This window comes from Wolbachia endosymbiont (group A) of Udea olivalis (genome assembly GCF_964028365.1).
In the GTDB taxonomy this organism is placed as follows: domain Bacteria; phylum Pseudomonadota; class Alphaproteobacteria; order Rickettsiales; family Anaplasmataceae; genus Wolbachia; species Wolbachia pipientis.
Window position 1 is genome coordinate 175,346 of sequence record NZ_OZ034773.1, and the last position, 12,387, is coordinate 187,732.

The 12,387-nt window shown below is 32.6% G+C and carries 9 protein-coding genes; 1 reads left to right on the forward strand and 8 read right to left on the reverse strand.

Annotation, left to right across the window (positions count from 1 at the left end):
- Positions 1-9 precede the first annotated feature (9 nt).
- Positions 10-1,317 carry a UDP-glucose dehydrogenase family protein gene (locus ABWU32_RS00850; protein WP_353278694.1) on the forward strand — a complete coding sequence of 436 codons (1,308 nt, stop codon included), beginning with the start codon at positions 10-12 and terminating at the stop codon, positions 1,315-1,317.
- A 17-nt stretch (positions 1,318-1,334) separates the two neighbouring features.
- Here the strand turns inward: ABWU32_RS00850 and ABWU32_RS00855 are convergent, their stop codons facing one another.
- The 8 genes from ABWU32_RS00855 to ABWU32_RS00890 form a co-directional block, all read right to left on the reverse strand.
- Positions 1,335-2,480 (reverse strand): MFS transporter, encoded by a 1,146-nt coding sequence (locus ABWU32_RS00855; RefSeq protein WP_264686281.1) that lies wholly within the window; start codon positions 2,478-2,480, stop codon positions 1,335-1,337.
- 140 nt (positions 2,481-2,620) lie between these two features.
- Complete coding sequence (locus tag ABWU32_RS00860; RefSeq protein WP_019236558.1) at positions 2,621-3,664, reverse strand: threonine aldolase family protein; 1,044 nt, start codon at positions 3,662-3,664, stop codon at positions 2,621-2,623.
- Positions 3,661-4,710 (reverse strand): threonine aldolase family protein, encoded by a 1,050-nt coding sequence (locus ABWU32_RS00865; protein WP_026097216.1) that lies wholly within the window; start codon positions 4,708-4,710, stop codon positions 3,661-3,663. The genes ABWU32_RS00860 and ABWU32_RS00865 overlap by 4 nt, the downstream gene beginning before the upstream one ends.
- 1 nt (position 4,711) lies before the next feature.
- Entirely contained in the window at positions 4,712-6,487 is a 1,776-nt protein-coding gene (locus tag ABWU32_RS00870) for an ABC transporter ATP-binding protein (protein ID WP_341824324.1), read from the reverse strand.
- A complete protein-coding gene (locus ABWU32_RS00875; RefSeq protein WP_319803486.1) occupies positions 6,488-7,477 on the reverse strand; it encodes a phytanoyl-CoA dioxygenase family protein in 990 nt (329 codons plus the stop codon).
- A 4-nt stretch (positions 7,478-7,481) separates the two neighbouring features.
- On the reverse strand, positions 7,482-9,158 hold the full coding sequence (locus ABWU32_RS00880; RefSeq protein ID WP_341824325.1) for a WG repeat-containing protein: 1,677 nt from the start codon (positions 9,156-9,158) through the stop codon (positions 7,482-7,484).
- A complete protein-coding gene (locus tag ABWU32_RS00885; RefSeq protein ID WP_341824326.1) occupies positions 9,119-11,446 on the reverse strand; it encodes a glycosyltransferase in 2,328 nt (775 codons plus the stop codon). Before ABWU32_RS00885 ends, ABWU32_RS00880 begins: the two co-directional genes overlap by 40 nt.
- Entirely contained in the window at positions 11,403-12,356 is a 954-nt protein-coding gene (locus ABWU32_RS00890) for an NAD(P)-dependent oxidoreductase (protein WP_341824327.1), read from the reverse strand. The genes ABWU32_RS00885 and ABWU32_RS00890 overlap by 44 nt, the downstream gene beginning before the upstream one ends.
- Positions 12,357-12,387: the final 31 nt, after the last annotated feature.

A 12,387-nucleotide genomic window follows, 5' to 3' on the forward strand; every position in this document is an offset into this window, starting at 1 on the left:
GATAATAAAATGCACATAACTATTATAGGAGTAGGGTATGTAGGCTTAGTATCTGGTACAATGTTATCGGAGCAGGGCCATAAAGTTGATTGCATTGACATAAATACTGAGAAGATTGAACTTTTGAAATCAGGGAAAATTCCCTTATATGAACCTGGATTAGCAGATTATTTAGAGAATAATATAAAGTCACAAAGGATAAGATTTTTTGATTCGTATTCTCAAATAAATCCCAATACAGAAGTAGTATTTGTAACTGTAGATACTCCATCAGACTCCCTAGGAAATGCAAATTTAAAGAATGTATATAATGCAGTAAGTGAAGTTTCTGAGAGGGTTAATCAAGATTGCTTAATAGTGATAAAGTCAACTATTCCTCCTGGTACTGCAGAAAATATACATAATTATTTATCTAATAAGGGCTATAACTTTGATTTGGGAGTTAATCCAGAGTTTCTCAAGCAAGGCTCTGCAGTATCAGATTTTTTATACCCAGATAGGATAATAATAGGAGTAAAAACTAAGCTAGCTAGGGCAAAACTAGAAGTTATATATAGATCATTTATAGATAAGAATATTCCGTTAATAGTCACTGATACAGTTACTGCTGAAATGATTAAATATGCTTCTAATGCTTTTCTAGCAACAAAGGTTGCTTTTATCAATGAGATGGCAGGTTTATGTGAGCTATTAGGAGCAGACATTGACCTTTTAGCTAACAGTATGGGAATGGACCATAGAATAGGTAAGGAATTTCTCAAAGCTGGTCCAGGATTTGGAGGATCATGTTTTCCTAAAGATTTGTCAGCTTTAATAAGGCTTGCTGAAGATCACAATGTCAAGCTACAAATTTTAAATTCAGTTAAGGAATCTAACTATAATCATATAACAAACATTGCTAAAAAGGTAGAATATGTATTAAATGGAGTCCAAAATAAAAAAATAGCGATATGGGGGCTAACTTTTAAGTCTGGTACTGATGATGTAAGAAATAGCCCAGCTATAGACGTTGCAAAATTGCTAGTGAATAACAAGGCTAAAATTACTGCATATGATCCAATGGGGATGGATAATGCTAGGCAAGTTCTAAAGGATATAGAGTACGCGGACAGCGCTATAGGAGCTGCAAGAGACGCGGAAGCCTTATTATTATTAACGGAGTGGAAAGAATTTAAAAATCAAGATTTTGCAAGTTTAAAGAGTATTATGGCTGCACCTAATGTTTTTGATTTCCGTAATTTATTAGATAGCGAGCTATTACTAAGATATGGTTACCATGTTTATTCCTTGGGTAAAAAATCTATCTACAAAGTTTAACTGTTGAGAAATTTTTTTTACACCGCTTTACTTAGTTTTTTTAGATCTTTGCTTGATAGTATGGAAAAGCAAACGAGTGCAACAACAGAGCAAATGGAAAAAAATGAAAACATAATACTGTTACCACAGTGCTTAACAAGTACTCCTAAGAGCACGCATGAAAATATTGAACTTGCAATATACCCAAATAATCCTGTTAAGCTTACAATTGCACATACATTATTTTGTGGAGCAATTTCTACAGCTATAACACCTGTCAGTACTTGCACTCCAAATATAAAGAATCCTGATAAGATTGCACCAAGGTTCATAAGAATTATGTTTTGACCAAAGTTCATTGCAATAAAAGTGAGTGCTATACCCAACATATAAAGTGATGCCAGCAAGCTTCTATTTTGAAAGAAGTACATATCACTAATTCTTCCTGTTATTAAAGTTCCAAGGATTCCACCTAAATCATATACGCCTGTTATTAGTGAGGATTGTACAAGAGAAATTTGTAATTTATTCTTTAAAATTATAGGAAACCAAAAGAAGATTCCCATTTTTATAATATAAGCACAAAAAGTAGCACAACATAGAAACCATATGGAACTTGTTACCTTGATACCTATTTGAGATTTCTGCACCTTATAATAGGTAGTAAAGTTGGCACTTTCTTTGTAATATGCTTTTAATATTATATAAATTCCAAAAAGTAAGCATAAGAGACCAGAGTACAAAAATGCACTTTTTGCATCATATATTTTAATTATACTTGGTAATACAATTAAAGTAATACAAGAACCAAGTTGCTGAGATGCGCTCATAACTCCCCATGATGATGCAATTGAAGAGATGCTAGAGTTTGTAACCATAAACTTGGTAATAGCTGGCCAACCTAACCCTTGTGTCCAAGCTAATAATATTAATGTTAACAGTAATAAAGTTAGATTATTATATGATAAAGTTATACCAATGGTTAATAATCCAGTTGCAATATTGCATAGCCCAAACATAAATAATGGATTATTTTTGGAGTCCATGATTATTCCATTAACAAATTTTGATACTCCATAAAAAAAAGAAAAGCAGGCAAAAAAATAGCTTAATTTTACATGGTCAGTATCTATTAACAGTGGTAGAGCAATTGGTATACTTTGTCTTGATAAATAAAGCAGCATATATCCACAGAAGAATAGCAAATATTGAAAGAAGACAAAGTTCACACCTATTCCCAAATAGCTCTATGCAGATGCTAGCATAATACTATATTGGTATAATATTGTTTGACAAGAAGTTTGCAAACAATTAGTGCAGAAAATTACTTACTTAGTATCTTTCTTATAGCAGATACAGTAGTATTAATATCTTCATAGCTTATATCTCTATGTGTTATAGCTCTGATTTTACCTCTTATGTTAGCCATTCTAATTCCATAATTTGTAACTAGTACGTTTATTAATTCTTGAGTAGATATACAATTAGTACGTAATGAAAAATACGCTATATTAGTTTTGTATAGGTCGATATCAATTATAACTTGATCTATGGAGTCTAGGCCTTCTATAAGGTGCTGCATCTTTTTATGATCTTCCTCTAAACAATTTATATTATTATGTAAAGCATATAAACATGCAGCTGAAATAATGCCAGCTTGGTGCATACCTCCGCCAATTTGAAACTTATAGTACCAAGCTTTTTCAATAAACTCTTCACTTCCAAGCAATATTGCGCCCATTGGAGCACCTAATCCTTTACTAAAATCAATGAATACCGAATCAAAATAACTTGCATACTCTTTTGGAGATATTTTAGTATGAGCACAAGCGTTGAACAGTCTTGCTCCATCTAAATGAGTGAATACGTCATTCTCTTTGCAGAGACTTGAGATCTCTTGAATATATTCTAAAGGCCACACAGCTCCACCACCAAAATTTGTCGTTTGTTCGATAGAAACAAGCCCAACTCTCGGAATATTTCTTAAACTAGGACGAGTAATAAACTCAACAATTTGTTCTCCAGTAAATATTCCTCTCGTACCTTTGATGGGCAAAGGAGTGGCATGTGCCTGGGCTGCGATCAAGCCAGATTGTACTATGAGCGGATGTGAAGTTTCATCAAGCAGCAAGTAATCACCAGGTCTTTGAATGTGTACTTTATAAGCAATGACATTGGACATCGTTCCTGAAATCAAAAAGATTCCTGCAGGTTTACCTAATATTTTACATGCGGTTGCCACTAATTCGTTCACAGTTGGATCTTCACATGCAGCTTCGTTTCCAACTTTTGCTTTAGCCATCGCTTCCCTCATTTTAGCTGAAGGGTCAGTGTTTGAATCGCTAAAGAAATCTATTTTTATTCTCATATTAAATTTAACACAACTTCCTTTATAATTTCAGCAGCTTTCATGATGTCTGTTTCCTTTGTGCCAAGATGGGTAACTGCTCTTATATGAGACTCGAGCCAAGGAAAAAGCAATAAACCATAAGCTTGGCACTTACTCAAGAAAACCTCATTAGTTACATTTAGTGCTTTTATACTAAAGCTTACTATATTAGTTTCTGGATAAGGTAGTACCAGTTTTATGTGTGGAATTTCTTTAATCTTATCTGCAAACAATTTAGCGAGCTTATTATCTTCTTTAAGCCTAGAGATATTATTCTGTAGTACGTATTTTGCTGCATTAGCACAATACCCTATCTGATGATAACCACTACCTAGCCAAACCTGTAGCTTTTTAGCCCTTTCAATTATCTCTCTTTTACCCATAAGCATTGAACCAAAAGGAGCGCCAAGTCCTTTAGTAAAAGAAAAGCTCATTGTATCCACATATTTAGCATAATCTGCTAAAGCAATATTTGTTTCGATATGAGCATTAAATATTCTTGCACCGTCTAAATGAAGATTTACATTGTGAGCTTTTAAAAAGTGATATAACTCGACTTGTTTTTCAAAAGGATAAATTTTACCATTAAACCCATTTATACTATTTTCTATAGAAACAAGACTCACCTGAGCAAAAATTTTATACCTCGGCTTAGAATTAATAGCATATTCTACTTCATCAACATCTAAGATTCCGCTATTATTTCTAATACAATTAAATACGATATTATTTACTTTTGCATTGCCTGCACTATCGAAAAAATTAATGTGATAATTATAATTAGTTATTAGTTCATCACCAGGACTTGTTTGAATGGCAATGGCTAATCTATTTGCAAGCATACCGCTGGTTACAAATAATGCTTCTTCTACTTTGAATAATTGTTTGCAATATTCTGATAAGTCATTACAGCTTTTGTCTTCACCATAAGCAAAATCTCCAACAGTTGCATTACTTATTGCATGTATAACGTTGGAGCTCTGCAGAGTTGTAGTGTCACTTCTCAGATCAATAATTTTTTCCATCTTATTTCTTGCCATTCAAACAACCAATTTGAGCATTCCAAAGTTCCTTGTAAAGACCTTGCTTAGAAACTAATTCAGCGTGTTTACCATCTTGGACAATTTTTCCTTTGTTAAATACTATAATTCGGTCCATGTGTAAAAGTGTAGAAATACGGTGTGCTATAGTAATCGTAGTTTTATTTTTCATCAATTTGAATAAACTCATTTGAATTGTTTTTTCTGTTATAGAATCTAACTGACTAGTTGGTTCATCGAGAAATAATATTGGAGCGTTTTTTAAAAATGCCCTTGCTATTATTATTCTTTGTCTTTCTCCTCCAGATAGCTTGATGCCTTTTTCTCCAACTGTAGTTCCATATTGATCTGGTAGAGTCATAATGAAATCGTGAATACCAGCCAGCTTTGCAGCTCTCATTATTTCTTCGATAGTAGATTGAAGTTTACCATATATGATGTTTGCTAAAATAGTATCATGAAATAACAATGGGTCTTGAGGTATTACAGATATTTGTTGCCTCAAAGAACTCTGTGTAACTTCTGATACTATTTGATTATCAATCTGTATATTACCTTTTTTAACATCAAATAGCCTTAGAATTAAGTTTATAAAAGTAGATTTACCACCTCCAGAATAACCAACTAGACCTACCTTTTCGCAAGGATTAATGGTAACTGAGAAATCTTGAAATAATGGCTCCTGACCTTCATAAGAAAAAGAAACATTGTTAAACGTTATTCTTCCACTTAATAAATTTAATTCTTTAGCATTTTCCTTATCTTGAATTTCTGGTACGGTAGTCAAGATTGGCAATGCATCTGAAACTTTGCCGAAATGAGTAGAAAATTGGGTAAGATTCCTAGTTAGATGGTTAAGAAACTCTATAATCGATATATTAATTCCAAGTACAAGAACAATATCTCCTATTGCGATTTTGTTCAATTGATAATCATGAATTAAAAAATACAAGTTTACTGCTTGGAGTATATCAAATGAATAGCCGTATATAAACCAAAGCCAAAAGTATGCCCATTGTAATTTTCTCTCTGCAATAGTTCTTTTCTTGCATATTTGAAAAAATTTGTGTCTCTCATGTGCTTGCTGAGAAAATAACCTTACTGATATAACATTTAAAATACTATCTGCTATACTAGCTATTACCTGTGAATTTTGTTTAGAGTAATTATCAGCTAATTCAGTAAGCACACGAAAGCTGAAAATCGAGACTAAAATAAAAATGCTTACCCAAGTGAATGTAGCGATTGCAAACTTTATGTTTACTAATGATAAGGTATAAATAGCTAAGACTAATGCTATACTGTAACCGAAAAAACAATCTATAAGCAATCTTATTAACTCTATCACACTATCCATTAAGCTACTGACCTTATGTACTAAGCTTCCAGATAAATTGTTCTGATAATAGGAATGGTCTTGTTGGAGTAGCCTACAAAAAGATATATCAGCTATCTTTTGACGCATTAAGGTAAACATTTGAATGTCAACAAAATAGCCATAGAATCTAAAAGCAGTAGTGATAAGTAATGCCATACCAAGATAAGCGCTTACAGGTAATAAAAGATTTTCAATTACATTACCTTCCTGATATTTTACAGCTGTATCTAGAATATTTTTTACTAAATACTTTCTAAAAGACAAATCAACAGCTACCACCAGGGCAACTAAAGACATTATAAGTACATTAAGTTTGAATTTAGATACTATATTCAAGATGAACATCAATACACATTTGAAGCTATCAACTCTACTTCTGTTCATTTACAATGCTAGCTCCACTACGTTGACTTTTTTATTGAGAAATACAAGTAGTGAAAACCATAAATTTTTGTATATTTTTCCTGAGATGTCTCCAGCATCATGTAGTGCTGATGCTTGATTTAGAATAAGCAGCTTATATAAATCTCGCTTAGCCTCAGTAGTGTCGATCTCAGAAATATTTGTAGTTGTATCTGTAATAAAGGCTAACCAGCTCTTGATAAGTTCTTCCATGTTTTTTGCTTTTATACTTTCCTGGTAGCCAAACAATGACAAGCATTCTCTCAGTATAGATTCTGTTAACTCACCACAATTGAGTATACCAAAAACTGAAGGCTGAGGTTTTGGCACATAGGGAAGGTCTTGATCTTTTATAATCCACCTTGTTACATAAGCAAATCTATCTTTAGCATCTGTATTCTTATCACTACCATGCCATAACCGTGAATCAAAAACTATCGCATCTCCTGCTGAAATAGGTAGTGACTTAATTTTGTAATTTTCTCGGTTGTTTGAGTACTGATCAAAAAAATATGGGTACCAAAAATCAACTAAAGGCTGTATTTCCCATTTATGACTGTTTTCTATAATTTGTAGTGCACCTGAAGTTTCACTTACATTATTCAAAGCTAACCAAACGGAAAAGTGGTAAGGATCATTGAAACTATAGGAGATGTCTTGGTGAAAGGGAACTGCATCTATTAAATCAGCAGTTTTACATATAACATTTGATTTTTTCTGCAGTATCTGACACTGAAGTGACTTTTCAAGGTAATTTTTAATAATTTTATCTAATGCTTGAGAGATAATTCCAGTTACTTGAGATAACATGCCCCATCTGCCGGTACAGTTTAAGTAGTCAGAAGTTGAAACACTTATTTCTTGGGATAGCTTTGATATCTTATTTGTTATATCACTTAAAGACTGAATTATTAGCTCTAAAGGAACCAGATTTTTGATAATAAAAAAACCATTTTTTTGTAATGTTTCCATGTGATTAACATCTGACATCAATAACTGATAAGTAATCTGTTAAAGGTAAAACAGCAAAAATTTTGAATCCTTTTACTTGTTTGAGTATTTTTTCCCAATCGTTTAATGTTCTTAGTTTACCTCCTGTTTCAACCATGACATTAATATCTACAGAGCCTCCAGTTGGAGAGCGGTAATCTAAAATAGTTTCTATCAATAAAATACGAGATATTCCTTTGACCAATTTTAAATAAGACAATACTTTATCATCATCATAGTGCTGTAGAAAGCGGCAAAAGACACCTAATTCATAATTTGTAACTGATAGTTCTTCCTGAGTTATAAGTTTGACTTTTAAATTTTCTACTAACTGTCTTGGTACTTTATGTTCGTTATATAGGCCTATAGAACCTTTATTGTGTATATCAGAATAAGCAAGAAATAAAGAGTGTACACCAAATAGCAATATATTCTTAGCATCATCTATATTAATTCTAGAATTAAACTCTTTAGTATCAAACCTAGAATATCCTAGTAATGCTTGGTAAAATGCTATTTTCTTATCTTCTGATGCTTCTCTTTCCTTAAAAGATTCAAATGAAGAGATAGACTTCTGTTTTAGTATATCGGCCATCTTTAACCAATTCTTTTCAGCGGCAACTCTTGCCCACATTGTTGCTGCTTTTGGCAAAAATGGTATTTCCTTAAAACACTTACCTTTTGATGATAGTTTCCATAAGTCCTCGTCCTTATCGTAATCAATAAACCCTATTTCCCACAACGCCCTTAACAGCCTTTCTAGATTTGGTACGATAATGTTTAACTTTTTAGATAAAAACGGCACAGTTGCAGGTAAAATATTTAACAAATCAAGTTCAATAGCAACGCTTGTTAGGTAAGTTTTCCAAAAGGCTGAAAGTTCTGCAGAAATCCTATGCACTTGAGATTCTTTACCTAAATCAAAAATACTAAACTTTACATTTCCGGTAATATCGATTTGTCCTAACACACCTTCAAAAGTTTCAACTTTTGCCATCCCATTATAAAATGCTTCTACCATTTTAAATCTCTGCTGGTAAACAGGATCACCATTAATATCTATATGAAACCAACCATGTTGATCTTCTGCAATAGAATACCCTTTATGAAAAACATTAAGTTTTTTATACCATTTATTATGTACTAACTTTCCATGATGATTAATATGTGTAGCTTTACCATCCTTATAGACTACAGCGATACCATCCTTAAAATCTCCAACATAATCATATTCCTCCTGATAAATCCTGTTGCCATTTAAATTAATATGAAAACATTTATCATGTCTTCTAACTACACAAATATCTTCCTGATAATTTCCAATCCATTGATACGACTGTTTGTATACTCTACATCCAGATGAATCAATATGGTAACACCCTGTATCATCTTCTACGGCTGCTCTATTAAAGTAGAATCCAAAAGTTTTTAGAAATCTATTATGATAAACTGCTTCTCCTCTTACATTGATATGATAAGCACCTGTCTGATCATAAACCGGTGCAAGACCGGGCTCATGAAATTTACCAACCTTTATAAACCTATTTTCATACAAAGGATTTCCTAGTAATTCGTGAAAGCTCTCACACGGTGAAATTTTAATAGATCTAAGATTATCTTTGATTAATTGATCAAAGGTTTTCTCATGTTGCATGTTTTGCATAATTTGTAATTTAAATAATTCTTTTGTAAGCTTAGGTACTCACTACTCTGCCATATTTCCTCGAGTTTAACCTCATTAACATTACCAAAATTTCCTAATGTCTTACGGAGTTCATCTGGAGCACAGCAAGGACTAAACTTTCCTTCATTGTTTATCCATGCTTCTTTACCTAAAAATGGGCATTGACCACCTGGAGCCAAATCCTTAATACCTTCTTGAGAAAGAATTGTAAAATTTTCTAATTTTATCTTTTTACCATTTGGTAATAGCATATTATCTCTAAGCTCATATAACCTTCTCACCTCTGTATTCCATCTACTAATTGCTAACTCATCTCTTCTCATAGATAGATCCTTAATTTCCTCAAAATGTGCCCAAAGATGATGTCCTTTAACTCTATCTATGCCATTTTTTATGGCCATCTTAACTATGTCATAGAGTTCATGTAAATTACTTTCCAAAAATGTTAATTGTAAAGTAACGGTACACCTTTCACCTGTATCGCTAAAGTATTTATCTCTAACTTCAAGGAAAGTTTTTAAATTTTCTGTCACTACTTCCCATTTTGAACCTTTCATGATTCTTTCATGAGTTTCTTTAGTTGCCCCATTCCAGGAAATCTTAACATCAGATAAAATTGGTACCAATAGTTCAGCCCATTTTCTAGCTCCTTTAATGGGAAAAGAACCATTGGTTGTGAGGTTAAGCTTAAGGCCGAACTCATGGCACAAATTGATTATTTCATCAAAGCTTTTATACATTAAAGGCTCACCCATAGTAGAAGGAATGATTTCCCTTAAAGGTGTGCCAGCTGCTTCCTTAATTACTTTTCTGATAGTTTCTATCGACAGTATCTTAGGTTTTATTCCTTTAGCTTTCTTCTCTTCTTTAACTTTGCTGTATGGTGAAAAACATTCGCACATTATACAAGCAAAATTGCAGTAATCTGGATTAGTATCAAAAGTAATTCTCCAAGGACCAGGTTTCACAGCTACTGATTTGCCTTTCTTTTCAATAGCATTACGGTAAATCTTGTTAAGTTTCTCAGTATGCTCACCTATAGAAGGTATATTTCCATTTTCAGTATAAGGATAGCCTTTTTGGGTAAGTTTATTATATAACTCCTGATCTGTAGATAGGACTTGCATTTTTTCTGACAAACTACTTGCATCTCTGTGCTTAAATAATAGTCCATCTCTTACATATTCTGCCATGCCACCATAATCGGCTGTTATAACTGGTATTCTAAGTTGCTGTGCTTCATGTATTACTAACGGTGAATTTTCACCCCAAATTGAAGGAACGACTATTGCATCGACTTTATTAAATACGTCAGTAACTATATTCTTATTATCATAACTTCCCATCCATTCTATTCTTTCTTTAACAACAGGTGAAAACTGATCGGCAATCGCTTTTAAAGCTTTAGTTTCTTCTCTTGCTGCTCCCCAAATTCTAAGTTTTGCTTTAGATGATAAGTGAGAAAAAGCTTTCAATAATAGATCAACACCTTTTTCGGGAGTATGAGTACCAATATAACCGAAAATAAACTCTTTTTCTTGTACTCTATTTCTCTTCTTAAGACGATTGAGATCAAAACCATAATCAAGATAAGAAATTTTGTTTATCGGAACATTAAAATCCTGAGTAAATTTGTCCATCAAGAATTTCGATGGGGAAATAAAGTAATCTATATAGTCTATTATTTTCCTTGTGTGCTTCATTCTAGTTGCAACCCATTGTTCCCAATAATTTATGTCTGAATTCAGGAATTCTTCATCTCCTGTAAAATATCCCTTGTAACATTGGGTTGCACATTTTTGATCCTTTTGTCCATCACAAAGCTGTAATAAATCTTCAGAATTACGTTGAATAAACCTTCCTCTTGGACACATTAACCAAAAGTCATGTAGCGTAAAAATTGTAGGTATATTTTCTTTAAAAGCAATTTCTGGTAAAGTAATTGATAGATGATTAAGATGACCAAAATGTATAAGATCTGGCTGAAAGTTATCTATTATTCTTTTAAATTTTATATTTACTTCTTCATTGATAAATTTATAACGATATTTAGCTGTAGGTATATTAATTAAATGCAGTAAAATCCGGGAATCACTACGATCTAGGACTGTAGTGTAATAAAAATCAGGTAAAAAGCTATTTTCATACCTGGTAAATACTTGTACCTCATTGTTATTTGCTAGTTCATGAGCAAGAGTTTGGCTGTAAACCTCTGAACCAGCACTATAATAAGGAGGGTAACCATGAATAACTTTTAATATTTTCATATATTACCATATCTATATTGTTAGGATATTCTTTTGTATTGTTTTGCAGACTTTTTATAAATTTACTTAATCCTATTTCTAATGAATACTTTGGAGACCAACCAAGTAGCTCTTTAGCTCTAGTAAAATCACCATGGAACTTAGTTACGTCAAAATTTCTTGGAGGATAAAAATCAATTCTAGAATCACTTTTCGTGACTTTTAATATTGTTTTTGCTAAGTTTTCTAAAGTACATGGGCTATTAGTAGTAAGATGAATAGCAGGAAGAGAAGATTTTTCACTTTGTAAATATTTAACAGTTAAGCATATACCCTCTATAACATCATCCAAATAGGTAAAATCAAAAACACATTCTTTACCTTCTATTTTAATTGGATCACCTCTTAATGCATTAATACAGAGTGCAGGAATTACTCTACTGTTATGATCTAGTAAACCACCATATACATTTGAAAAGCGTAATATTGCTACATTAAAATCTTTTAAACTTGTTATTTGTTCCTCAATAAATGCTTTGCCTTTGGCATAATTATTTATTGGATCGATACTAGCAGATTCTGTAACTGGCAGTTCCTTCTGCTCTCCATAAACTTCCCTACTACTTGCATATATAAACCACGGTTTATTTGGAAGTGACTTACATAACCCTAAAAACCGCATTGTACCATCAACATTAATTTTTTGACACAGTGTAGGATAAAGTTCACCATGTATAACTCTAGAAATTGCAGCCAGATGAATGATTCCTGTACACTGAGCAAGTAGTGGTACTATATCTTCTGAAAAAAAACTGAGTGGATTGTTGTGAAACCTAATATCACAGCTTATTACTTCATGGCCCTGGTTTTCTAACTTTTTCACCAAGGTTGACCCTATCAAACCTGCAGCACCTGTTATTAATATCCCCATGTATACCCTCTCACTACAACTAGGAAAATTT